The organism is Cereibacter ovatus (genome assembly GCF_900207575.1).
Classification (GTDB): Bacteria; Pseudomonadota; Alphaproteobacteria; order Rhodobacterales; family Rhodobacteraceae; genus Cereibacter_A; species Cereibacter_A ovatus.
Genome location: NZ_OAOQ01000022.1, coordinates 18,129 through 42,499 on the forward strand (window position 1 = coordinate 18,129; position 24,371 = coordinate 42,499).

17 protein-coding genes are annotated in these 24,371 nt (G+C 65.1%); 11 read left to right on the top strand and 6 right to left on the bottom strand.

Features of this window, described 5'->3' with window-relative positions:
• The first annotated feature begins 19 nt into the window (after positions 1-19).
• Positions 20-3,013: a type I restriction endonuclease subunit R gene (locus tag CRO07_RS16030; protein ID WP_097031668.1), complete on the top strand. Its 2,994-nt coding sequence runs from the start codon at positions 20-22 to the stop codon at positions 3,011-3,013.
• 135 nt (positions 3,014-3,148) lie between these two features.
• Positions 3,149-4,060, top strand: coding sequence for a hypothetical protein (locus tag CRO07_RS19210; protein WP_235841049.1), 912 nt, complete (start codon positions 3,149-3,151; stop codon positions 4,058-4,060).
• A gap of 55 nt (positions 4,061-4,115) precedes the next feature.
• On the opposite strand, the gene CRO07_RS18965 is transcribed toward CRO07_RS19210, so the two are convergent.
• Complete coding sequence (locus tag CRO07_RS18965) at positions 4,116-4,541, bottom strand: toll/interleukin-1 receptor domain-containing protein (protein WP_235841050.1); 426 nt, start codon at positions 4,539-4,541, stop codon at positions 4,116-4,118.
• Positions 4,542-4,977: 436 nt separating this feature from the next.
• The gene (locus tag CRO07_RS16050) at positions 4,978-7,239 is read right to left on the bottom strand and encodes an adenosylcobalamin-dependent ribonucleoside-diphosphate reductase (RefSeq protein WP_097031670.1); all 2,262 of its coding nucleotides are present in this window, start codon (positions 7,237-7,239) and stop codon (positions 4,978-4,980) included.
• A 131-nt stretch (positions 7,240-7,370) separates the two neighbouring features.
• Between CRO07_RS16050 and CRO07_RS16055 the strand changes: the two genes are divergently transcribed.
• Complete coding sequence (locus CRO07_RS16055; protein WP_097031671.1) at positions 7,371-7,802, top strand: DUF1489 family protein; 432 nt, start codon at positions 7,371-7,373, stop codon at positions 7,800-7,802.
• Here CRO07_RS16055 and hisG read toward each other — a convergent pair.
• Genes hisG through hisS form a run of 3 tightly spaced genes read right to left on the bottom strand, consistent with a single transcriptional unit; the run spans position 7,795 to position 11,080 of the window.
• Entirely contained in the window at positions 7,795-8,502 is a 708-nt protein-coding gene (gene hisG, locus CRO07_RS16060; RefSeq protein ID WP_097031672.1) for an ATP phosphoribosyltransferase, read from the bottom strand. The two genes, CRO07_RS16055 and hisG, sit on opposite strands and share 8 nt — an antisense overlap.
• Entirely contained in the window at positions 8,499-9,599 is a 1,101-nt protein-coding gene (locus CRO07_RS16065) for an ATP phosphoribosyltransferase regulatory subunit (protein ID WP_235841053.1), read from the bottom strand. Before CRO07_RS16065 ends, hisG begins: the two co-directional genes overlap by 4 nt.
• Complete coding sequence (hisS, locus tag CRO07_RS16070) at positions 9,596-11,080, bottom strand: histidine--tRNA ligase (RefSeq protein WP_097031674.1); 1,485 nt, start codon at positions 11,078-11,080, stop codon at positions 9,596-9,598. Before hisS ends, CRO07_RS16065 begins: the two co-directional genes overlap by 4 nt.
• A gap of 88 nt (positions 11,081-11,168) precedes the next feature.
• Here hisS and CRO07_RS16075 point away from each other — a divergent pair, with 88 nt between their 5' ends.
• Positions 11,169-11,369, top strand: coding sequence for a SlyX family protein (locus CRO07_RS16075; protein WP_097031675.1), 201 nt, complete (start codon positions 11,169-11,171; stop codon positions 11,367-11,369).
• A 45-nt stretch (positions 11,370-11,414) separates the two neighbouring features.
• Positions 11,415-12,467: an AbrB family transcriptional regulator gene (locus CRO07_RS16080; protein ID WP_097031676.1), complete on the top strand. Its 1,053-nt coding sequence runs from the start codon at positions 11,415-11,417 to the stop codon at positions 12,465-12,467.
• Here CRO07_RS16080 and dnaE read toward each other — a convergent pair.
• The gene (gene dnaE, locus CRO07_RS16085; protein ID WP_097031677.1) at positions 12,464-15,955 is read right to left on the bottom strand and encodes a DNA polymerase III subunit alpha; all 3,492 of its coding nucleotides are present in this window, start codon (positions 15,953-15,955) and stop codon (positions 12,464-12,466) included. The two genes, CRO07_RS16080 and dnaE, sit on opposite strands and share 4 nt — an antisense overlap.
• Positions 15,956-16,124: 169 nt before the next feature.
• Between dnaE and xdhA the strand changes: the two genes are divergently transcribed.
• From xdhA to CRO07_RS16115, 6 genes are read left to right on the top strand one after another with little or no spacing between them, the layout of a single operon-like run.
• Positions 16,125-17,519, top strand: coding sequence for a xanthine dehydrogenase small subunit (xdhA, locus tag CRO07_RS16090; protein WP_097031678.1), 1,395 nt, complete (start codon positions 16,125-16,127; stop codon positions 17,517-17,519).
• Positions 17,516-19,921 (top strand): xanthine dehydrogenase molybdopterin binding subunit, encoded by a 2,406-nt coding sequence (gene xdhB, locus CRO07_RS16095; RefSeq protein ID WP_097031679.1) that lies wholly within the window; start codon positions 17,516-17,518, stop codon positions 19,919-19,921. Before xdhA ends, xdhB begins: the two co-directional genes overlap by 4 nt.
• Positions 19,914-20,849 (top strand): xanthine dehydrogenase accessory protein XdhC, encoded by a 936-nt coding sequence (gene xdhC / locus CRO07_RS16100; protein WP_097031680.1) that lies wholly within the window; start codon positions 19,914-19,916, stop codon positions 20,847-20,849. Before xdhB ends, xdhC begins: the two co-directional genes overlap by 8 nt.
• Entirely contained in the window at positions 20,846-22,369 is a 1,524-nt protein-coding gene (locus CRO07_RS16105; RefSeq protein WP_097031681.1) for an ABC transporter ATP-binding protein, read from the top strand. Before xdhC ends, CRO07_RS16105 begins: the two co-directional genes overlap by 4 nt.
• Positions 22,356-23,438 (top strand): ABC transporter permease, encoded by a 1,083-nt coding sequence (locus CRO07_RS16110; protein ID WP_097031682.1) that lies wholly within the window; start codon positions 22,356-22,358, stop codon positions 23,436-23,438. Before CRO07_RS16105 ends, CRO07_RS16110 begins: the two co-directional genes overlap by 14 nt.
• A complete protein-coding gene (locus tag CRO07_RS16115; protein WP_097031683.1) occupies positions 23,438-24,370 on the top strand; it encodes an ABC transporter permease in 933 nt (310 codons plus the stop codon). The genes CRO07_RS16110 and CRO07_RS16115 overlap by 1 nt, the downstream gene beginning before the upstream one ends.
• Position 24,371 lies beyond the last annotated feature (1 nt).

Genomic DNA, 24,371 nt, shown 5'->3' on the forward strand with positions numbered 1-24,371 from the left:
CATTTGACAGGTGATTGAGATGATGAGTCCCGCCCTTTCCCGTGACAAGTTGCACACCGAAGAAGCGGTGGAACTCCATCTCGTTCACCAGCTGGTCTCGCGGCAGGGCTGGCAGGAGCGGCCTTCGACAGCCTATGATCGGGTATCTGCCCTCGATCCAGAGATGATTGAGGATTACGTGCGGGCAACCCAGCCGGACGCCTGGAAGCGCCTGTCGGACCAGTATGTCGGTAAGGCACGCGAAACCCTGGTTCAGCAGCTGGTAAAGCAGCTTCAGGCGGTCGGCACGCTGGAGGTGCTGCGCAACGGGATCAAGATCATCCCGGGCATCAAGATCAGCCTCTGCGGGTTTCGCCCCGCCTCGGGCCTGAATGCCGATCTGGTCCGGGCCTATGAGGGCAACCGACTGACCGTGATGCGGCAGGTCCGCTATTCGGCGCGGAACGAGAATGCCATCGACGTGGTGCTGTTCATCAACGGCCTGCCCATCATCACGATGGAGCTGAAGAACACGGCCACGGGCTCGACCTACCTGACAGCCGAGAAGCAGTATCGCAACGATCGCTCGCCAAACGGGGAGCCGCTCCTGACGTTCAAGCGCGGGGCGCTGCTGCACCTTGCCGTGGACCAGGACAACGTGTCGATGACGACGCAACTGGAGAACGGGCGCACCCGGTTCCTGCCCTTCAACCGCGGACGCGATGGTGGCGCCGGCAACCCGGACCTTCCGGACGAATTCCGTATCGCCTTCCTCTATCGTGGCATGGATGGAGCCGAAGCGGCGCTGTCCCGTGACGTGCTGCTCGACATCCTGAACCGGTTCGCCCTGGTGTCGGAGGTTGAACAACCGGGTGGACGGCTGAAACGGACCACCGTCTGGCCGCGGTATCACCAGCTCGATGCTGTCCGTCGGATCGTGAAACACGCCCGCCGGCTGGGGGCGGGGCACAACTACCTGCTGCAGCACTCGGCCGGCTCGGGCAAGTCGAACACCATCGCCTGGACGGCCTATCAGCTGGCCCTGCTGCACGATGACAATGACCGGCCGGTGTTCGACAGCGTGATAGTGGTCGTGGACCGAAAGGTGCTGGACCAGCAGCTGCAAGGCACCATCTGGTCCTTCGTCACAACGCCCGGGTATTTCCGGCCGATCGACGAGACCTCCGCCCAGCTGCGCAGCGCCATCCAGAGCGGGGCACGGATCATCGCCACGACCATCCACAAGTTCTCGACCGACCATGTGAATGTCCTGAAGAACGAGGCAGGCAAGCGGTTCGCCATCATCATCGACGAGGCACACAGTTCGCAGTCGGGGAAACACGCCGACAATCTCGGCCGGGTTCTGGCCGAGTCCATGCTTGCCGACGAAGATCTGGATGACAACGAGCGCGCGCTGCTCGAGCTGCAACGGATGCGGGGCCCGCAAGCCAACCTGTCCTACCTGGCCTTCACTGCCACGCCGAAGAACGTGACGCTGGAGCGGTTCGGCGTGCGGGGGCCGGACGGCCTGCCGCATCCCTTCCACCTCTATTCGATGCGCCAGGCGATCGAGGAGGGCTTCATCCTTGACGTCCTGCGCAACTACCAGACCTACAAGACCTATTTCGCTTTGGAACGTGCCATCGAGGACGATCCCCAGCTGTCGCCTCGGAAGTCCAACCGCAAGGTCGCGCGCTACGTCGATTTCCATGAGACGGCGATGGAACAGAAGGCCGAGGTCATCGTCGAGCACTTCCGCCGTCATGCCCTGCCCGAACTGAATGGTCAGGCGAAGGCGATGGTGGTTACGGCCAGCCGCGAGCATGCCGTGCGGACCCATCGCGCCATCACCCGCTATATCCGCCGGGAAGGCTACGACGATCTCAAGGCGCTGGTCGCCTTCTCGGGCGAGATCGTGGTGGACGGCGCGAACCTGACCGAGCCCGGCATCAACGGCTTCGGTGAGACGGAATTGCCGGGCCGCTTCGACAGCGATGACTACAATGTCTTGGTCGTTGCCGAAAAATATCAGACCGGCTTCGACCAGCCAAAGCTGGTGGCGATGTATGTCGACCGCCACCTAAGCGGCATTCAGGCGGTCCAGACCCTGTCGCGTCTGAACCGGACCTTCCCAGGGAAGGAAAAGACCTACGTCCTCGATTTCCGCAACGAGGTGGAGGACATCAAGGAGGCGTTCCGGCCCTATTTCAACACGACCGCGATGGAAGAGGTCTCCGATCCGCATCAGGTCTATGCGCTGTTGGCCAGGATGCAGGAGATGCACATCCTCGACCAAGACGAGATCGACCGGTTCGTGTCACGCTTCCTGCAAGCCAATCAGCGCGCCGATGAGCGTCCGGTGCTGGAAGGCATCGTCCGGGAGACGGTAGAGCGGTTCCGGATGGTCCTGACCGAGGAGCAGCAGGAGGAGTTCCGGCAGCTACTGGCGTCGTTCCTGCGGTTCTATGCCTTCATCTCGCAAGTCATCGCCCTCGAGGACAGCGATCTCGAGAAGATGTACCTCTTCGGAAGCTGGCTGAAGCGCCTGCTGCCATCCCGCGAGGCGCCCCAGGGTGGCGACGTCACCGACGACATGCTGGAGTTGCAGGCCTTCCGGCTCTCGGAAGGCGATGTGGTCGATGCATCACTTGAAGCGACAGAGGCGAAGCCGCTGTCACCGATCGACCGGTTCGGGGCAAACCCGTTCACCGAGGAGGAGCGGCGCACGCTGTCAGAGATCATCAGGGCGTTCAACGACCGGCACGCCACGAACTTCACCGAGGACGATTACATCCGCTTCGAGGCGGTGAATGAAGCCATCCTCGACGATGAGGCCTGGGCCGAAATGCTGCGGAACAACCCGCCCGAAGTCGTGAGACCGCGGTTTGGCGAGGAGTTCATGCGTCGGGCCATTCTTGCCTTCCAGCGCGATCGTCAGATGCAGAGCGCCTTCCTGCAGGATCGGGAAGGGCGGGAGATGATCATGGGGCTGATGTTCGGGCGAGCTGTGCGCGGAGCAAGAAGATCAGCATAGAAATTGAGAATTAAGCACTTGTCCGGCAGAAAGGCCTTCCCGAAATTATATCGGGCGAAATTCAAAAGAGCCGCCGTATTGAAGTTGTTTGACAAAATACACATGTAGTTAAAATGCAGCCGCTCGGAGGGCAATATGGACGGTCAGAGAGTATCACAGGAAGAGTTTGAGGAACTCTTGAGGGAACGGCTGAGTCTGTATGAGCAGCTCCATCGTCGACAGTTTCGAGGTGAAGGCATTGGCCTCAAGCTCGCAGACTATGGTTGGCGTCGCCGTGACACCAACAAAGGCGGCCTCTCTTTTGATCTCATGCATTTTGACCAAATGTCTGCCGAGTTTGCCAGAGACGCCGCAAACCACATCAACGAACTCGTGGTTTTAACGAGAGACGTTGCGGATTGGACTGACATGATGAGTGAGACCGAGAACGAAGGCGAAAAAGATGAAATCTACTACGAATTCATCGGGTTGCCAGTCACACTCGCGCTTTGCATGCCGCAGGCGATGAAGGAAAAGTTCTACTTTTACATCTCCCACCTTGCCAATCAGGCGCGACGGATATCACATGGACCCGTGCAGGATAACCTTGTCGAGGATCATCGCATAAATCGCGATGTTGCGAGGAAATTGATTGGCGACTGGCCGAAAGGACAAGACTTTCTGACCCTTCTGGATCGGATTTCTGATGAAGAAATGTCCAGAAGAACTCAGAACTTCAGAAATGGCTTCAGCCATCAAATTACGCCGGGCATTCACGTTGGGATGACTCGGTTTGTCACCCGGTCCATTTTCAAGAATCAGGAAGATCTTGACGTCATTTTCGGAGACCAGAGCAGGATGCCGCAAGAACTTCGGCGCCCGCCAATGAAACCTGGCGAGAAGCGTATCATCTACGGGTTTGGCGGACAGGACGCGCTGAAGCTTCAAGATGTCGTCGCTGTACTCGTTGAACAAATACAACGAATTCATGAATGCTACGAAATGTTCAAAGAGTATGTCTGGTTCTACGAGGATCAGTTCTATAGGGATGCCAAAAAGAGTGTCTGAGGGGAAGGCATTCGTTCGCGCGCACGGCACATCCTCGGTCTTGAACCTGGCGCGACTATGCGGAGACCAATTCGGCGATCTTGGCCGCAACTTCTGCCATTGACTCTTCGGCAGTGCTCAGACCAGCTCGGGAGGCCAACAGGAGACTGACCTTCTCAAGCTCTTCATAGGTTGTACCATGAACGACCGGGACAAGACGCTCACGCCGAAGGAGAGCCGAAAGCTCCTTGTCGGCGATGCCTTCTGTCGGCAGGCGGCGCAACATGGCCGGGGTCACTAAAACAATACCGACTCGCGAGTTCACCAGGCCCTTATCGATCGCGCGCATCATCGGCACCCCGAGGCCAAGGTCCTTCTCACTGAACCACACGCGGACACCCCGGGCCTCGAGCAAATCATGCAATTCCTTGGCGGAGCCCTGCCTGTCATCCCAGGCATGACAAAGAAACACGTCTCGAAGATCAGGCTGCGAGGCCGCCAAGCTCTCGACGTTTTCGCGGACCGGCGTAAGCGCCTGAACCTGTTCAGGCGTGTACCAAACTGACGAACCTGTTCCCGACCAGCGTGGCTTGGCGGTGCGGCGCCCCGAACTACCGCTGGTCCGACCGCTGCTGCTCCCTGAGGAGGATGAAGGAGACGGATATGATCCGTAACTGCTGGATCCATAACCACTATAGCCGCTGGAGCGGCTGTAGCGACTCCCACATGCAGGACATGCGGCCGCGGCAGCCGCCGAGCGATGACCATATACTGGTGCAGTACATCTCGCCATGCCTCTTCACCTCCTTCACCAAACACCACTTCGTCAGTCCGCGGATCCATTGCGCACCACGGCTATCCGTCGCTTTTTGCTCATTAGACGTCGTTTTTCAGCATAATGGACAATTTATCTGAACCGCGAGAACAGCGCAGGTTTCTCAACCAGAACACTTCGAGAAGCCGCAGCTTGCGCAGGTCATGCAGCCTTCGACCATCCGCAGGTCATAGCTTCCGCAGGACGAACATGCTTTGGCCTTCACGCCCAGAACCTCCACATCGGCCTTGGGGTCGACCTTCAGCCCCATGCCCTCGCCCTCGATGAAGCCGATCGCGATCAGGTGACGCTCGATCACGCCGCCGATTGCTGCAAGGATCGAGGGGATATAGCGCCCCTCCATCCAGGCGCCGCCGCGGGGGTCGAAAACCGCCTTCAACTCCTCGACCACGAAGGAAATGTCGCCGCCGCGCCGGAACACCGCCGAAATCATCCGGGTCAGCGCCACCGTCCAGGCAAAATGCTCCATGTTCTTCGAATTGATGAAAACCTCGAACGGGCGACGGTGACCGGCGATCACGATATCGTTCACCGTGATATAGATTGCATGCTCGGACCCAGGCCACTTCACCTTGTAGGTGGCGCCTTCAAGCGCGGCGGGTCGGTCGAGCGGGTCTGTCAGATAGACCACCTCGCCGCCCTTCGCCTCTGGCGCCGCGGCGTCTGCGGCATCAGAAACCGACAGCACCGAGCCGGTCACCTCATTCGGGCGATATGTCGTGCATCCTTTGCAGCCCATGTCCCAGGCCGCCATGTAGACATCGGCAAAATCGTCGAAAGAGATATCCTCGGGACAGTTGATCGTCTTCGAGATCGAGGAATCGATCCATTTCTGCGCCGCCGCCTGCATCTTCACATGATCCAGCGGCGCCAGCGTCTGCGCATTCACGAAATGATCGGGCAAGGGCGCGTCGCCCATCTTCTCGCGCCACAGACGGACGGCATGATCGACGACCTCTTCTTCGGTCCGGCTGCCGTCCTTTTGCAGAACCTTACGCTTGTAGGCATAGGCAAAGACCGGCTCGATCCCGGACGACACATTGCCGGCATAAAGGCTGATCGTGCCGGTGGGCGCGACCGAAGTCAGCAGCGCATTGCGGATGCCATGGGCGGCGATCGCATCGCGCACATCCTTGTCCATATGAACAAGCGAGCCGGATGCGAGAAACTTTTTCGCATCGAACAGCGGGAAGGCACCCTTCTCTTTCGCCAGATCGGCCGAGGCAAGATAGGCCGCCCGCGCGATGGCCTTCATCCAGGCTTCGGTCTGGGCCGCCGCCTCGTCGGAACCATAGCGCAGCCCCACCATCAGAAGCGCATCGGCAAGCCCGGTCACGCCAAGGCCGATACGACGCTTGGTCTTGGCTTCATGTGCCTGTTCCGGCAGCGGAAACCGCGAGGCATCCACCACATTGTCCATCATCCGAACCGAGATCCGCACCAGCGCATCAAGCTCGGCCAGATCCAGCACGGCATCATCGGAAAACGGTTTCACGACCAGACGCGCAAGGTTCACCGACCCAAGAAGACAGGCGCCATAGGGCGGCAGGGGCTGCTCGCCGCAGGGGTTTGTGGCGGCGATGGTCTCGCAATAGGCAAGGTTGTTCATCGCATTGATCCGGTCGATGAAAATCACCCCCGGTTCTGCGAAATCATAGGTCGAGCGCATGATGCGGTTCCACAGATCGCGCGCCTGAAGCGTCTTGTAGACCTTGCCGCCAAAGACCAGTTCCCACGGGCCATCGGCCTTGACCGCAGCCATGAAGGCATCCGTCACCAGAACCGAAAGGTTGAACATCCGCAGCCGCGCCGGATCCTGCTTGGCCACGATGAAGCTTTCGATGTCGGGGTGATCGCAGCGCATGGTGGCCATCATCGCCCCGCGGCGCGAGCCTGCCGACATGATGGTGCGACACATCGCATCCCACACATCCATGAACGACAACGGCCCCGAGGCGTCTGCGGCCACGCCCTTCACCTCGGCGCCGCGCGGGCGGATGGTCGAGAAATCATAGCCGATCCCGCCGCCCTGCTGCATGGTCAGGGCGGCTTCTTTCAGCGCATCGAAAATCCCGCCCATGCTGTCGGGAATCGTGCCCATCACAAAGCAATTGAACAGCGTCACGGTCCGCCCCGTGCCGGCGCCGGCGGTGATCCGGCCGGCGGGAAGAAACCGGAAATCTTCCAGCGCACGATAGAAGCGGTCTTCCCAAAGCTGCGGATCGGCCTCGACCTCGGAGAGCGCGCGGGCGATCCGGCGCCAGGTATCTTCCACCGTTCCATCCAGCGGATGGCCGCCGGCATCCTTCAGCCGATACTTCATATCCCAGATCTGCTCGGCGATGGGGGCGTGGAAGCGCGACATGGGAAGATCCTTGAAGTTGTGGAAAAGCGACAGCGAAGGCCCAAGATATGCCCTGACGCACGCCGGGTCAAACACCTTGGACCGGCAGGGCGGCCGCGCTATATGACCAGCCTGCGAAGGAGGAGAGTCCCTTGCCCGGCCATGTGCACATCCTGAAACTCTGCGTCGGCGCCGAGTCGGTCGAAGACCTTGTGGCCTGGCAAGACAGCCAGCGCGTCCGCTGGCCCGAAGGCAGGCCGCGCCACATCACCCGGATGTGGCCCAAACGCGCCGACGAGATTCGCGCCGGAGGTTCGCTTTACTGGGTGTTCAAGGGCCAGATCCTTGCGCGGCAGCGCATCCTTGACCTTGAACCGGTAACCGGCCCCGACGGCATCGAGCGGTGCGCCCTGGTGCTTGACCCCGACGTGATCCGCACCTCGGCGGCCCCGCGGCGGCCGTTCCAGGGCTGGCGCTATCTGGCGCCTGCGGATGCCCCTGCCGATCTGCCCCAAGGCCGCGCCTCGGAAGAAACGCTGCCGCCCGATCTGGCGCAGGCCTTGGCCGAGATCGGGCTTAGATAACAGCCGGAAGCGGCAGGCCCAGGCGGTCGGCCAGCCTGTCCAGGATCGGACCGGCATCAGACCAGTCGGCCTTGCGTGAGGCAAAAAGAACAGCCTGTGACCGATGCACCACCGCATCGGAAAGGATTTTCAGATGGTTCGCGCGCAGCGTTTCCCCTGACGAGGTAATGTCGGCGATGGCTTCGGCGGTCTGGTTTTTCACCGTGCCTTCCGTTGCGCCCTGACTGTCGACAAGCTGATAATCCGCAACACCGTTCGCCGTCAGGAACTCGCGCACAAGGCGGTGATATTTGGTGGCGATGCGAAGGCGGAAACCATGCGCCGCGCGGAAGGCAGATGCCGCGGCATCCAGATCGTCCAGCGTATCCACATCGATCCAGAACGCCGGAACCGCGATGATCAGATCGGCATGGCCAAAGCCAAGGGGCGCAAGCTCGGTCACCTGGGTTTGCCAGTCGGCCAGTTTGTCGCGCACCAGATCCGAGCCGGTGACGCCAAGATGAATGCGCCCCGCGCCCAGTTCCCGCGGAATCTCGCCTGCCGACAGCAGAACCAGCTCAACCCCGTCGACCCCCTCGACGGCGCCGGAATATTCCCTCTCGGCTCCGGTCTGGCGCATCGCGACACCGCGCGCGCCGAACCAGTCGAAAGTCTTTTCCATCAGCCGCCCCTTCGAGGGCACCCCGATCTTCAGCATCACGAAAGCCCCTTCAGCCGGGCCACAAGCCCCGGACGGATCACGCCCCCCACCGCAGGGATCGAGCGCCCCTGCCCCAGCACCGCAGTCAGCGCATCATAGCGCCCGCCCGTGGAAACCGGCGGCAACGCAGGATCATCGGCGTGGAAGCTGAACACGAAGCCGTCGTAATATTCCAGCGAACTCTGGCCATGGCTGGCTGCGAAAGCCAGCGTGCCGACCGACACCCCGCGCGCGTCCAGCGCATCCAGCCTGCGGGCGAACCGCGCCACCGAAGGCGCGATGGCGGGCATCCGCGCGGCCAAAACTTCAAGACAAAGCAATGCCTTGTCGGCGGTCGCCTCAAGCGAGAGCAGATCGTCCAGCACGGCGGTCTCGGCCGCGTCGATCGGGGCGGTGCGCGCGTCCTCGATCAGCGCCGCGACACGCGCTGCGACATCCGCCGGTTCTCGCAGGCCGATGGCGGGGCCCGCGGCTTCGATCAGCGCGCCCGCATCGGTCCCGGCCAGCCGGTCCAGCAGGCGCAACCGCGCCTCGGGCAGGGGCGCACGCCCGGAAAAACGATCCAGCATCGCGCGGAACCGCGCCGGTCGCCAGATGTGGCGCAAAAGAGCGGCCTTGCGTTTGGGCGTGGTGGACAGGCCCTGCACCGCCGCGGTCAGGATGCCGATATCGCCGGTTTCCGCGCGCAGTTCCAGCGGGGCCAGCAGGCCCGCGATCAGCGCGAACACTTCGGCGTCGGCGGCTTCGGGTTCGGTGCGGTCGAATACCTCGAAGCCCACCTGCATGTATTCCGAGGCGCGCGGGCCGAAATGTTCCTGCCGGCGGAACACCTCGCCCATATAGGTGTAACGCGCCGGTTCGGCACCGCCCGCCATATGCGCCTGCACCACCGGCACGGTGAAATCGGGGCGCAGCATCATCTCGCCCCGCAGCGGATCCGAGGTGACATAGGCCCGTGCGCGGATATCCTCGCCGTAAAGGTCAAGAAGCGTCTCGGCGGGCAGCAGGATGTCGGCCTCGACCGGGGCGGCGCCGGCGGCCTGAAAAGCGGCAAAAATGTTTTCCGCTTCGGCCCGGATCGCTGCTTTCGCACTCACGACAGCATGTCCTTCACCGCCGCCACCAGACCGCCGCGGGCCACTTCGACCTGTGCGGGGCGCGATTTCCATTCCTCAAGGCTGGCACCGGCGGCGATCTTCGCACCCAGCACCAGATCCTTCAGAACCACCACCCCGCGCACGGCTTCGTCCGATCCCTGGATCACCGCAACCGGAGAGTTCCGCGCATCGGCATATTTCAACTGATTGCCGAAGTTCTTGGGATTGCCCAGATAAAGTTCGGCCCGCAGGCCGGCGCGGCGCAACTCGCCCACCATCGCCATGTAATCGGCCATGCGGTCGCGGTCCATCACCGTGACCACCACCGGCCCCTGCGCCTGTTGCCCCGCCCGCCCCTTGGCGCGCAGCGCGGCCAGCAGCCGGTCCACGCCGATCGAGACGCCCGTGGCGGGCACTGCCTGTCCGGTAAACCTTTTCACCAGATCGTCATAGCGTCCGCCACCCGCGACCGAGCCGAACTGCCGCTTGCGGCCCTTGTCATCCAGAATTTCGAACGTCAGTTCGGCTTCGAACACCGGGCCGGTGTAATAGCCAAGCCCCCGCACCACCGAGGGGTCCACCACCACACGGTCCGCACCATAGCCCTGCGCATCCAGCAGGGCCGCAATCGTTTCCAGTTCCTGCACGCCTTCGGCACCAAGGGCCGATCCGGTCACAAGCTCGCGCAGGCGCGCAACGGTGGCCGCGCCGGTTTCGCGGCCGGCGGCCATGAAGCCCATCACCACCTCGGCCTGTTCGTCCGACAGGCCCGCGCCCTTGGTGAAATCGCCCGACTCGTCGCGGCGACCCGCGCCCAGCAGCGCACGCACGCCCGCTTCGCCCAGACGGTCCAGCTTGTCGATGGCGCGCAGGACGATCCCGCGTTCGGATTCGAACTTTGCCGGATCGCTCGGGTCAAGAACGCCGGCCACCTCCATCACGCCGTTCAGAACCTTGCGGTTGTTCACCCGCACAATGTAGTCGCCGCGCGGAATTCCCACCACTTCCAGCGCATCCGACAGCATGGCGCAGATCTCGGCATCGGCGGCCACGCTGGCGGCGCCCACCGTGTCGGCATCGCATTGATAGAACTGGCGGAATCGCCCCGGCCCCGGCTTTTCGTTGCGCCAGACCGGCCCCATCGCATAGCGGCGATAGGGGCTTGGCAGATCGTTGCGGAACTGCGCCGCCACCCGTGCCAGCGGCGCCGTCAGATCATAACGCAGCGCCAGCCAGTCGCCATCCTCGTCCTGCCAGCCGAAAACGCCGTCGTTCGGGCGATCGACATCGGGCAGAAACTTGCCCAGTGCCTCGACCGTTTCCACCGCCGAGGTTTCCAGCGGGTCAAAGCCATAGCGATGATAAACCTCGGCCACCGCATCAAGCATTGCCTTGCGCTCGGTCACATCCGCGCCGAAATAGTCGCGGAAGCCCTTCGGCGTTTCCGCGCGCGGGCGGCGGGGAGCCTTGTCCTTGGCCATGGGTCGCACCCTTCGCTGTTTGTCGCGCGCGGTGTATCGGAAGGGCGGCCCGCGGACAAGCGCCGGGCGGAATCGAAGGAGAAACCGGATGGAGACGCGCCTTGAAGCGACCGAAGTGCAGATCGCGCATCTGACGCGGGCGGTCGAGGATCTGTCAGAGGTGGTGGCCCGGCAGGCGACCGAGATCGCGCTGCTGACGCGCCGGGTCGGGATGCTGATGCAGCGCGAAGCCGAACGCGAAGCCGACGGGGCGGCACTTCTGGCCGATCAGCGGCCGCCGCATTACTGATTGCGGCGCTTGCCTTTCGCGCCACGGGGTGGTGATTTCTTCCCGATGCGCCCGCACTTCGATCCGCTTGGTCTGTGTCTGACGCTCGCGCTTGGCGCGGCGGGTGGGCTTGTGGCGCGGGCGCTGGGGTTGCCGCTGCCACTGCTGCTTGGCTCGCTTTGCGCCGTGGGGGCGGCAGCGGCGTTCCGGCTGCGGCCGTTCGGCCGCCCGGTCGAGGCGCCCCAGGGTCTTCGGCTGTTTCTTGTCCCGGTGATCGGGCTGGCGATCGGTGGCGCCTTCACCCCGGACGTGATCGCCGAAGCGCCGCGCTGGTGGCCAAGCCTTGTCGCCCTTTGCCTGTTCCTGCCACTGGCGCATATCCTGGGCTATCTGATCTTTCGCCGGTTGGGCGGCCTGTCGCGGCCGACCGCCTGGTTCGGCGCCACGCCCGGCGGGCTGATCGAGTCGGTGGCCCTCGGCGACGAGGCCGGGGCCGATCCGCAGATCCTTGTCCTGCTTCAGTTCCTGCGGCTGATCCTGACCATCGCGCTGGTGCCCGCGGGCTTTACCTGGCTGACCGGACATGCGGTGGGCAGCGCCGCGGGTCCGGCGGGTGCCGCCGATCCGCTGGGCGTTCCGGACATGCTGGTTCTGGCCGCGGCGGGGATTGCCGGGGTCTGGCTGGGGCGGAGCTTGCGGCTGCCTGGGCATGTGATGACCGGGCCGGTGGCGCTGTCGGCGCTGGCGCATCTGACGGGGCTGGCGGACGGGGTGCCGCCGGGCTGGCTGATCGGGATCACACAGATCGGCATCGGCAGCATGTTGGGCGCCCGTTTTGCCGGCCTGCCGCGCGGGGCGCTGCCGCTGGCGGCGCGGCTGTCGGCGCTGAACATGCTGGCCGCCCTTGTGCTGGCCTTCGGCTTTGCCTGGCCGGTGGCGGAACTTTCGGGCCAGCCGGTCGCGGCGGTGTTTCTGGCCTTTGCGCCGGGCGGGCTGGCGGAAATGAGCCTGATCGCGCTGTCTCTGCACATGAGCGTGGTCTATGTCACCGCCCATCATATCGCGCGCATCATGCTAAGCGTGACCTTCGCGCGGCTGGTGTGGCGGCGGATCGGCTAGATTTCTTCCACCATCTCGACCCCCGGCACGGCACGCAACGCGCTGCGGATCTGCGGCGTCACCGGAAAATCCTGGCCCAGATCGATATCGATTTCATCCCCGGTGGCGCCATCGCGCACACAGATCCGCACCGGCGCCTTCGCCCGTCCCTGCGCCCGCGCCAGAAGCGCACTGACCGAGGCCGCGGCCTCGGCGCGATCCAGGTGGATGCGCAGCGCGGTAGCGCCGGCCTCGGCTGCGACCGTATCGATGGGCGAGACCCCGCGCGCCAGCAGTTTCAGCGACTCGCCCTCCAGCGTCGCCTCGACCGTCAGCACCACATGGGCGCCCGGTTCCAGCAGGTCGCGGGCCTGTTCCAGCACGTCCGAAAACACCGTGCATTCATAAAGCCCGGTCGGGTCCGACAGCTGAACAAAGGCAAAACGGTTGCCCTTGGCCGATTTCTTTTCCTGCCGCGAGGATACCGCGCCGGCCAGTTTCGCCACCATCGGCCCGCGCTGTGCGGCCTCGGCCAGCGCGGACAGCGTCAGAACGTTGCGCCGCTTCAACGCGCCCATGTAGTCGTCCAGCGGGTGGCCCGACAGATAGAAGCCGATCGCCTGATGTTCCTGCGCCAGCCGCTCGACCGGCAGCCAGTCGTCACGGTTCGGCAACCGCGGTTCGGGAATGTCGGCCCCCGCCTCGCCGAACAGCGAAACCTGCGAGGAATTTCGCGCGTCGTGAATGGCGGCGCTGTAGGACACCAGCGCATCCAGCGCCTCGAACACCCGTGCGCGGTTGCGGTCCAGGCAATCGAAGGCGCCCGCGCGGGCCAGCATTTCCAGCGGGCGCTTGCCGATCCGCTTCAGTTCCACCCGCCGCGCCAGATCGAACAGCGTGGCAAAGGCCCGCTCGCCCCGCGCATCCACGATCAGGCGCATGGCATCCACGCCGACGTTCTTCAGCGCGCCCAGCGCATAGACCACCGCGCCATCCTTCACGCTGAACGTGGCCAGCGAAGCATTCACGCAGGGCGCCACCGTGCGGATACCCAGCTTGTCGACCTCGCGCTTGTAGACCGCCAGCTTGTCGGTCAGGTGGATATCGCAGTTCATCACCGCGGCCATGAACTCGACCGGGTGATTGGCCTTCAGCCAGGCCGTCTGATAGCTGACCACCGCATAGGCCGCGGCGTGCGACTTGTTGAAACCGTAGTTGGCGAACTTCTCAAGCAGGTCGAAAACCTCGCCTGCCTTCTTCGCGTCGATCCCATGGGTGACCTTCGCGCCTTCGATGAACTTGGGCCGTTCCTTCGCCATTTCCTCGGCGATCTTCTTGCCCATGGCGCGGCGCAGAAGGTCGGCGCCGCCCAGCGTATAGCCGCCCATGACCTGCGCGATCTGCATCACCTGTTCCTGATAGACGATGATGCCCTGAGTTTCCTTCAGGATCGGGTCGATGGTCGAATGCAGGCTTTCCAGCGGGCGAAGCCCATGCTTCACCTCGCAGTAAACCGGAATATTCTCCATCGGGCCAGGACGATACAGCGCCACCAGCGCCACGATATCTTCGATGCAGGTGGGCTTCATGCGCCGCAGCGCATCCATCATGCCAGAGCTTTCGACCTGAAACACCGCCACCGTCTTGGCCGCGGCGTAAAGTTCGTAGCTGGCCGGATCGTCCAGCGGGATATGGCCGATGTCATTCTCGGCCCCCGGTGGCGGATCATACAGCACCCGCCCATCCGCCGCGACATGCAAGGGCCGCCCGCCCCCCCGGATCAGGTCAATCGCATTCTGAATCACCGTCAGGGTTTTCAGGCCGAGAAAGTCGAACTTCACCAGCCCCGCGGCTTCCACCCATTTCATGTTGAACTGCGTGGCCGGCATGTCCGAGCGCGGATCCTGATAGAGCGGCACCAACTCGTCCAGCGGCCGGTCGCCGATCACCACCCCCGCGGCATGGGTGCTGGCGTTGCGCAGCAGCCCCTCGATCTGCATCCCGTAATCCAGCAGGCGCTTGACCACCTCTTCGGCCTTGGCGGCTTCCCTCAGGCGCGGCTCGTCGGCCAGCGCCTTCTGGATCGAGACCGGCTTCACCCCTTCCACCGGGATCATCTTCGACAGCCGGTCCACCTGCCCATAGGGCATCTGCAACACCCGGCCCACGTCCCGCACCGCAGCCTTCGACAGCAGCGCGCCGAAGGTGATGATCTGCCCCACCTTGTCGCGGCCATATTTGCCCTGAACGTAGCGGATCACCTCTTCCCGTCGATCCATGCAGAAGTCGATGTCAAAGTCCGGCATCGACACCCGCTCGGGGTTCAGAAATCGTTCGAACAGCAACTGATAGCGCAGCGGGTCCAGATCGGTGATCGTCAGCGCATAGGCCACAAGGCTGCCCGCCCCCGACCCCCGACCCGGCCCCACCGGGATGCCCTGCGACTTGGCCCATTTGATGAAATCGGCCACGATCAGGAAATAGCCGGGGAAGCCCATCTGCTCGATGATGCCCAACTCGAACGCCAGCCGCGCCTCGTAATCCGCAACCGGCGCGGCATGGGGGATCACCGCCAGCCGCGCCGCCAACCCCTCTTTCGCCTGCCGGCGCAACTCCTCCACCTCGTCCTCGGCAAAACGCGGCAGGATCGGCGGACGCTTGGCCGCCTTGAAGGCACAGCGCCGGGCGATCTCGACGGTGTTTTCCAACGCCTCGGGCAGATCGGCAAACAGCGCGCACATCTCGGCTTCGGACTTGAAATAATGCTGCGGCGTCAGACGCCTGCGCGGGGCCGCCTGATCGACATAGGCGCCCTCGGCGATGCAGATCAGCGCATCATGCGCCTCATACATCTCGGCCTTGGGGAAATAGACGTCGTTTGTGGCCACCAAGGGCAGGTCCATCGCATAGGCCATCCCGACCAGCCCCGGCTCGGTCGCACGCTCGGCCTCGGTCAGACGGCCACCCTCGCCGGGATGGCGCTGCAATTCGACATAGAACCGCCCCGGCCAGATCGCCGCCAACCGCTGCATCAACGCCTCGGCCTTCGGCCGTTGACCGGCCTGCAACAGCCGCCCCACCGGCCCGTCCGCCCCGCCCGAAAGACAGATCACCCCCTCGGAATGACGCTCAAGATCGGCCAGCGTCACCTGCGGCAACGCCCCCCCCTTGCCGACATAAAGACAGGACGACAGCTTCATCAGATGGCCATAGCCCACCTCGGACTGCGCCAGCAGCACAAGGGGGGCGGGCGGCTTTGGCTTCTCTCCCAACCCCACCGGATCATAATGGACCGAGATCTGGCACCCGACAATCGGCTGAACCCCCGCCCCGCTGGCCAGAACCGAAAACTCCAACGCCGCGAACATGGCATTGGTGTCGGTGACCGCAACGGCCGGCATTCCGGCCGCCGTGCACAGGCCCACAAGCTTCTTCACCGGCACCGCGCCTTCCAGCAGCGAATATTCGGTATGGACACGAAGATGGATGAATCGCGCGGCGTTTGACATGGCCGCAGCCTACCGGACACGCGCGGCAGGCGGAAGGTCGCAGCTTCTCCTTGCCATCCGCCGCCCCGGCCGCTTTCATATCCCCATGCGCAGCCCGCCTTACGCCGCATCGGGCAGACCTGCGCAAGCCCCACGATCCACTCTCACCCTGAAGGCGGCAGGTTTTCACATGACGGAAATCGCGTTCACCCTGAACGGAACGCATATGTATGTCTCGGCGCCGCCCACGCGCAGCCTGCTCGACTGGCTGCGCGAAGACATCGGCCTGACCGGCACCAAAGAAGGCTGCAACGAAGGCGACTGCGGCGCCTGCACCGTGATGGTCACGGACGAACGCGGCCCGCGCGCCCTGAACGGCTGCCTGCTGCTGCTGGCACAACTCGACGGCAAGACCGTCCATACCGTCGAAGGCCTCGCACCCCCGACAGGAGACCTTCACCCGGTCCAACAAGCCCTCATCGACCATCACGGCTCGCAATGCGGCTTCTGCACCCCGGGGATCGCCATCTCGCTCGCCACCGCCCACACGCTGGGCAGAACCGACCACGACACCGTGCTTGCCGGCAACCTCTGCCGCTGCACCGGCTACGCCCCAATCATCCGCGCGGCCCGCGCCGCCCAATCCCCCCCCTCTCCTTTCATTCTGGCCCAAATATCCTCGGGGGGGGCGAGGGGCGAAGCCCGTCGCAGGGGGGCAGACAGCCCCCCGCCCGGCCTCCACCCGCGCAGCACGGACGACCTCGCCCACCTTTACGCCAGGCGCCCCGATGCCACACTGATCGCCGGCGCAACCGACCTCGGGCTGCGCCTGACCAAGGATCTCGCCGACCTGCCCGACCCGATCTTCCTCTCGGACATCGAAGACCTGCGCCGGATCGAGCCGCAGGGCAACAGCCTGCGCATCGGCGCCGCCGTGACCATCGAAGACCTGCGCGCGGCACTGGTTTCGCACATTCCGGGCATGGCCGACCTGCTTGGCCGCTTCGCCAGCCTGCAGATCCGCAACGCCGCCACCATCGGCGGCAACATCGCCAACGGCTCGCCGATCGGCGACACCCCGCCCGCGCTGATCGCGCTTGGGGCAACACTTCACCTGCGCCGCGGCGAGGCACGGCGCGACATGCCGCTGGAAGCCTTCTTCCTCGATTACCGCAAACAGGACCGCCTCCCCGGAGAGTTCATCGAAGCCGTGACCATCCCCGCCACGGCCCCCGCACTGCGCGGCTACAAGCTGTCCAAGCGGTTCGATCAGGACATCTCGACGCTTTGCGGCTGCTTCAACCTTTGCATCGCCGAGGGGGTCGTCACCTCTGCACGCGTGGCCTTCGGCGGCATGGCCGGCATCCCGAAACGCGCCCCAGCGGTCGAGGCCGCACTTCTGGGCCAGCCCTGGACCCTGGCCACGATCGAGGCCGCCCGCCCCGCCTTCGCCGCCGATTTCACCCCGATGTCGGACATGCGGGCCTCGGCCGCCTACCGGCTGGACGCGGCGGCCAACCTGCTGGTGCGCTATTTCCACGACCTTGCCGGTCAGACGGTCTCGATCCGCGAGCTGCGGGCATGAGCCTTGGCGCCCCCCTGCCCCATGATGCCGCCCACCTGCATGTCACCGGCAGCGCGCGCTATGTCGATGACATTCCCTGCCCTCAGGGCACATTGCATCTGGCCTTCGGCCTGTCGCCCGCAGCGCATGGCGAGATCCTCGGCCTGGATCTGAACGCGGTGCGGGCCGCGCCGGGGGTGGTCGCAGTCATCGGACCGGCCGATCTGGACCCGATGCCCGACTGTTCGCCCTCGATCCATGACGAGCCGCTGCTGGCGCAAGGGCGCGTTCACTACGCGGGCCAGCCGATGTTTCTGGTGGTGGCGGAAAATCATCTGGCCGCCCGCCGCGCCGCCCGACTGGGCCGGCCCGACATCCGCCCCCTGTCCGCGATCCTGACCGTCGATCAGGCGCTGGCCGCCGGCAGCCATTTCGAGGGTGGCCCGGTGATCTGGGAAAAGGGCTGCGCCGCCGCCGCCATCGCCGCCGCTGTGCGATCGGTCGAAGGCCGGATCGAGATAGGCGGGCAAGAGCATTTCTATCTGGAAGGCCAGGCCGCCCTTGCCCTGCCGCAAGAGGGCGGCGAGATGCACATCCATGCCTCGACCCAGCACCCGACCGAGGTGCAGCACAAGGTGGCCGATGCGCTTGGCCTGCCGATGGGCGCGGTGCGGGTCGAGGTACGCCGCATGGGCGGCGCCTTCGGCGGCAAGGAAAGTCAGGCGAACGCGCTGGCCATCGCCTGCGCGGTGGCGGCGCGGGCGACGGGGCGGCCCTGCAAGATGCGCTATGACCGCGACGACGACATGGTGATCACCGGAAAGCGGCACGATCTGCGCATCGACTATCGCGCGGGCTTTGACAGCGACGGCCGGCTGACGGGGGTCGAGTTCCGCCATCTCTTGCGCTGCGGCTGGTCGCAGGATCTGTCTTTGCCGGTGGCGGATCGGGCGATGCTGCATGTCGACAACGCCTATTTCCTGCCCGCGGTGCGGATCGAAAGCCACCGGCTGCGCACCAACACCCAAAGCGCCACCGCCTTTCGCGGTTTCGGCGGGCCGCAGGGGATGCTTGGGATCGAGCGGGTGATGGATCATGTGGCATTTGCGCTGGGTCGCGATCCATTGGATGTGCGGCGGGTGAATTTCTACCGTGGCGTGGGAGCGGTGGGGGATGCGCCCGGGGACGCCCCGGGGCGCTGCCCCGGACCCCGGGATATTTCTGCCAGAATGAAAGAGGGCGCGGGCGGGCTTTTGGTTGAGAGCGCGGGTGCGGCGCCGCGCGGGGTTCAGACGACGCCGTATCACATGCCGGTCGAGGATTTTGTGGCCGACGCGATGGTGGCGGCGCTGGCCAAGCGGGCCGATTACGCGGGCCGTCGGGCCGAGATTGCAGAGTGGAACCGGGGGGCTACGGTTCTGAAGCGGGGGATTGCGCTGACGCCGGTGAAGTTCGGGATCTCGTTCACGCTGACCTGGCTGAATCAGGCCGGGGCGTTGGTGCATGTCTATCAGGATGGTTCGGTGCAGGTGAACCATGGCGGAACCGAGATGGGGCAAGGTCTGTTCCGCAAGGTGGCGCAGGTGGCGGCGGACGAGTTCGGGCTGCCGATCGGGGCGGTTCGGATCACCGCGACCGATACCGGAAAGGTGCCGAATACCTCGGCCACGGCGGCCTCGTCGGGGTCGGATCTGAACGGGATGGCGGTTCGGGCCGCTTGTGAGGTGCTGCGCGGGCGCATGGCCGGGATGTTGGCTGCGCGTCATCAGGCGGAGGTGGCGGATGTGATCTTTGCCGATGGGCGGGTGCGGGTTGCGGGGGCGGATTACGGTTTTGCCGAGGTAGCCGCGATGGCCTATCAGGCGCGGGTGTCGCTGTCGGCAACGGGGCATTACCGGACGCCCAAGATTGTGTGGGACCGGGAAAAGGGATGCGGGCGGCCGTTTTTGTATTTCGCCTATGGGGTGGCGGTGTCCGAGGTCGTGATCGACCGCCTGACCGGCGAGAACCGCATTCTGCGGGTCGACATCCTGCATGACACCGGGGCCAGTCTGAACCCGGCCATCGACATCGGCCAGATCGAGGGCGGGTTCGTGCAGGGGGCGGGCTGGTTGACGATGGAGGAGTTGGTCTGGGACGATCAGGGTCGGCTGCGGACCCATGCGCCTTCGACCTACAAGATCCCCGCCTGTTCCGACCGGCCCGATGTGTTCAATGTGGATCTTTGGGATCAGCCGAACCGCGAAGACACGGTGGGGCGATCAAAGGCGGTGGGAGAGCCGCCGTTCATGCTGGGGATCTCGGTTCTGATGGCGGTGTCGGATGCGGTGGCGGCCTGTGGCGATGGCTCGGTCTATCCGGGGCTGGATGCGCCGGCCACGCCCGAGCGGGTTCTGATGGCGGTGAGGCGGCAGGGTGGCTGAGGGGTTCGACCTTGACGGGGTGCGCGCCGCGGTGGCCGCGCAGGGCCGGGTGGCGCGGATCGTGGTGGCCGCCTGCGAGGGATCGGCCCCGCGCGAGGTGGGGGCGGCGATGCTGGTCTGGGCGGGCGGCAGTTCCGGGACCATCGGCGGCGGCGCGCTGGAATGGCAAGCCATGGCGCGGGCGCGCGATCTGGTGGGGGGGGCGCGGCTGGACCGGGTGGCGCTGGGGCCGGGTCTGGGCCAGTGTTGCGGCGGGGCGGTCACGTTGTTGACCGAAGTTTTCGGGTCGGAGGATGTGGCGCGGCTTTCGGGGCCAGTGATTGCGCGCAGCGTAACGGGGGCTGCGATGCCGTTGGCGGTCCGGCGTCTTCTGGCGCGGGCGCGGGCCGAGGGGGTATTGCCTGTGTCGCAGTTTCTGGCCGGCTGGATGGTCGAGCCTGCGGCCCGGCCCGGCCGGCCGGTCTGGGTCTGGGGCGCGGGGCATGTCGGGCGGGCCGTGGTCTCGGCCTTGGCGCCGCTGCCGGATCTGGATGTCACATGGATCGATGCGGGGCGCGACCGCTTTCCCGACGCCCTGCCCGACCGCGTCACGCCGCTATGGGCCCACCGGCCCGAGGATCTGGTGGCCCATGCCCCGGCCGCAGCCGAGCATCTGGTTCTGACCTATTCCCACGCTCTGGATCTGGAACTTTGCCATCGGATCATGGCACAGGGGTTCCGCAGGCTGGGGCTGATCGGCTCGGCCACCAAGGCCGCGCGGTTTCGCGCGCGGCTGCGTGCGCTCGGCCATCCCGAGGCGCTGGTGGCGCGGCTGGTCTGCCCCATCGGCGACAAGGGGCTTGGCAAGCATCCGCAGGCGATCGCACTTGGCATCGCGGTGGATCTGCTGAAGGAAAATGGGCAGAGACGGGCGGAGATCGCGTCATGACGGAACTTCTTCGGGTCGAGGGGGTGACGAAGGCCTATCCGGGCGTCGTCGCCAATGCGGACGTCTCTTTCGCGATCCGCGAAGGCGAGGTTCATGCGCTGCTGGGTGAGAACGGCGCCGGCAAGTCAACGCTCGTCAAGATGATCTATGGCCTTGTCCGGCCCGATCACGGCCGGATGTGGCTGCGCGGGCAGGACTATGCCCCGCAGGAACCGCGCGAGGCCCGCGCCGCCGGTGTGGGCATGGTGTTTCAACATTTCAGCCTGTTCGAGGCGCTGTCCGTCGCGGAAAACGTGGCGCTGGGGATGGAATCGCCACCGCGGCTGGGCGATCTGGCCGCCCGTATCCGGCAGGTGTCCGAGGAATACGGCCTGCCGCTCGATCCGTCGCGGATGGTGGGCGACCTGTCGGCGGGCGAACGCCAACGGGTCGAGATCATCCGCTGCCTGCTGCAAGACCCTCGCCTTCTGATCATGGACGAGCCGACCAGCGTGCTGACCCCGCAAGAGGTGGAAATCCTGTTCCAGACCCTGCGTCAGCTTGCGGCCGAGGGCACGGCGATCCTTTACATCAGTCACAAGCTTGAGGAAATCCGCGCCTTGTGTGACACGGCGACGATCCTGCGCCGGGGCCGCGTGGTCGCCACCTGCATCCCGCGCGACCGCTCGGCCCGCGAGATGGCCGAGTTGATGGTGGGCGCGGTCCTGACCCCGCCCGAGCGTCACGGCCGGCCGGCGGGCGAGGTCGCGCTTGAGGTGGCGGGCCTGTCGGTCGCCTCGCCGATCCCGTTCGGCACCGCGCTGAAGGACGTGGGCTTTTCCGTCACCCGCAGCGAGGTTCTGGGCATCGCGGGCGTTGCCGGCAACGGGCAGGACGAATTGCTGCTGGCGTTGTCGGGCGAGTTGAAGGCACCACGCGATGCGGTGCGCATCGCCGGCCGCGGGGTGGGCGATCAGGGGCCGAACGCGCGGCGGGCGCTGGGGCTGGTGGCGGCGCCGGAAGAACGGCTGGGCCATGCCGCGGCGCCCGACATGAGCCTTGTGGAAAACGCGCTGCTGTCGGGGATGGTGCGCAAGCGGCTGGTGCGGCGGGGGTTCATCGACTGGGGCGCGACGCGCGCCTTTGCGCAGGCGATCGTGGCGGCATTTGACGTGCGCACGCCCGGCACCTTTGTCGCAGCGCGGGCGCTGTCGGGCGGCAACCTTCAGAAGTTCGTGGTCGGCCGGGAATTGTCGCAAGAGCCGTCGGTCATCGTCATCAATCAGCCGACATGGGGGGTCGATGCCTCGGCGGCGGCGGCGATCCGGCAGGCGATTCTGGATTGCGCAGCGGCGGGGGCGGCGGTGGTGGTCATCAGTCAGGATCTTGACGAGCTGCTGGAAATCGCCGACCGCTTCTCGGCGCTGAACGAGGGGCGGATGAGTCCGCCCCGGCCGACACAGGGTCTGACCATCGAAGAGATCGGGCTGATGATGGGCGGCGCACACGGGATGGAGGTGGCCCACCATGCTCATGCTTGAAAAGCGGCCCAGCCCGTCGCGGTTCTGGAACTGGGCGACGCCGGTCCTTGCGGTGGTGCTGACGATGCTGGCGGGCGGGCTGATGTTCGCGCTGCTGGGCAAAAGCCCGACCGAGGCGATCCGGACCATCTTCTGGGATCCGCTGTTCGGCGAATTCGCTTGGTATTTCCGCGGGCAACTGCTGGTGAAGGCGGGGCCGCTGATCCTGATCGCGGTGGGGCTAAGCCTTGGATTTCGCGCAGGGATCTGGAACATTGGCGCCGAGGGTCAGTATATCATGGGCGCGATCTTCGGCGCTGCGGCGGGGCTTGCGCTTTATCCCGCCGACAGCCGGCTGATCTTTCCGCTGATGGTGGTGGCCGGCGCTTTCGGCGGCTGGCTGTGGGCGATGATCCCGGCGATCCTTCGGACCCGTTTCCGCACCAATGAGATTCTTGTCTCGTTGCTGCTGGTCTATGTCGCGCAATCGATTCTGGCCAGCATGGCGCTGGGGGCGTTGCGCAACCCCGATGGCGGCGGCTTTCCCGGATCGCGCAACCTGTCGCAATGGGCCTCGTCTGCGAACCCGGAGCTGATTGCGGGCACCGGGATGCACTGGGGCGTGGTGGCGGCAATGGCCGCGGTGATCGCGGCCCATGTGCTGCTTCAGCGCCATATCCTTGGCTTTCACATCCGGCTGGCGGGACAGGCGCCAAGGGCCGCGCGATTTGCCGGGGTCTCGCCCGGGCGGCTGGTGCTGCTGTGCATGGGGATCTCTGGTGGGCTGGCCGGGCTGGCCGGCATGTTCGAGGTGACGGGACCGGCCGGCCAGATCCAGATCGACTTTGCGTCCGGCTATGGGTTCACCGCGATCATCGTGGCCTTTCTGGGCCGGCTGAACCCGGTGGGCATCCTGCTGGCGGGGCTTCTGATGGCGCTGACCTATGTCGGCGGCGACAATGCCGCAACCAACCTTGGCCTGCCTGCGGCCTCGATCCAGGCGTTTCAGGGGATGCTGCTGTTCTTCCTGCTGGCGCTGGATCTGTTGTCGAACTACCGCATCCGGCTTACCCGGAAGGAAGCAGCCTGATGGACCTTCTTGGAGGCATCAATCCCGCCGTCCTTGTGGCTTCGCTGATGATGGCCTCGGTGCCGATCATCTTCGCGGCGATCGGGGAACTGGTGGTCGAGAAATCCGGCGTTCTGAACCTCGGCGTCGAGGGGATGATGATCATCGGCGCGATCTGCGGCTTTGCCGTGGCGGTGGAAACCGGCAGCCCGGTGCTGGGCTTTGTCGGTGGCGCGCTGGGGGGGGCCACGCTCAGCCTGATCTTCGCGCTGCTGACGCAGTTCCTGATGGCCAATCAGGTGGCCACGGGGCTGGCGCTGACGCTGTTCGGGCTGGGCCTGTCCAGCCTGATCGGGCAGGGTTATGTGGGGGTGAAGCCGCCGCCAGTGGACCGGCTTGACCTTGGGCCGCTGTCAGACCTGCCGGTGCTGGGCACGATCCTGTTTCACCACGATCTGATGGTCTATCTGTCCATCGCCGCGGTGGTCGCGGTCTGGGCGGTGATGCACCACACCCGCGCGGGTCTGGTTCTGCGCGCGGTGGGCGAAAACCACGACGCAGCCCATGCGCTTGGCTATCACGTCATCCGTATCCGGGTGCTGGCGATCCTGTTCGGCGGTGCGATGGCGGGGCTGGGCGGGGCCTATCTCAGCCTGATCCGGGTGCCGCAATGGACCGATGGCATCACATCGGGCGCGGGATGGATCGCGCTGGCCATCGTGGTCTTTGCCGGCTGGCGGCCGGGGCGTGTCCTGCTGGGCGCCTATCTTTTCGGCGGCATCACCGTCCTTCAGTTGAACCTGCAAGCGGCTGGCGCGCGGATTCCGGTGCAATACTTGTCCATGTCGCCCTATCTGATAACGATCCTTGTGCTGGTCATCATGTCGGCCGACCGGCGCCGGATCGCTTCGGCGCCGGCGTCGCTGGGCAGGACCTTCCACGCCTCGCGCTGAG

Coding starts and splice junctions, on each gene's coding strand:
- CRO07_RS16080 (WP_097031676.1), top strand. CDS start 11,415: ATGCGCCCGCACTTCGATCCGCTTGGTCTGTGTCTGACGCTCGCGCTT.
- CRO07_RS16115 (WP_097031683.1), top strand. CDS start 23,438: ATGGACCTTCTTGGAGGCATCAATCCCGCCGTCCTTGTGGCTTCGCTG.
- xdhB (WP_097031679.1), top strand. CDS start 17,516: ATGAGCCTTGGCGCCCCCCTGCCCCATGATGCCGCCCACCTGCATGTC.
- CRO07_RS16030 (WP_097031668.1), top strand. CDS start 20: ATGATGAGTCCCGCCCTTTCCCGTGACAAGTTGCACACCGAAGAAGCG.
- CRO07_RS16050 (WP_097031670.1), bottom strand. CDS start 7,239: ATGTCGCGCTTCCACGCCCCCATCGCCGAGCAGATCTGGGATATGAAG.
- dnaE (WP_097031677.1), bottom strand. CDS start 15,955: ATGTCAAACGCCGCGCGATTCATCCATCTTCGTGTCCATACCGAATAT.
- CRO07_RS16075 (WP_097031675.1), top strand. CDS start 11,169: ATGGAGACGCGCCTTGAAGCGACCGAAGTGCAGATCGCGCATCTGACG.
- xdhA (WP_097031678.1), top strand. CDS start 16,125: ATGACGGAAATCGCGTTCACCCTGAACGGAACGCATATGTATGTCTCG.
- CRO07_RS16105 (WP_097031681.1), top strand. CDS start 20,846: ATGACGGAACTTCTTCGGGTCGAGGGGGTGACGAAGGCCTATCCGGGC.
- CRO07_RS16110 (WP_097031682.1), top strand. CDS start 22,356: ATGCTCATGCTTGAAAAGCGGCCCAGCCCGTCGCGGTTCTGGAACTGG.
- CRO07_RS19210 (WP_235841049.1), top strand. CDS start 3,149: ATGGACGGTCAGAGAGTATCACAGGAAGAGTTTGAGGAACTCTTGAGG.
- hisS (WP_097031674.1), bottom strand. CDS start 11,080: ATGGCCAAGGACAAGGCTCCCCGCCGCCCGCGCGCGGAAACGCCGAAG.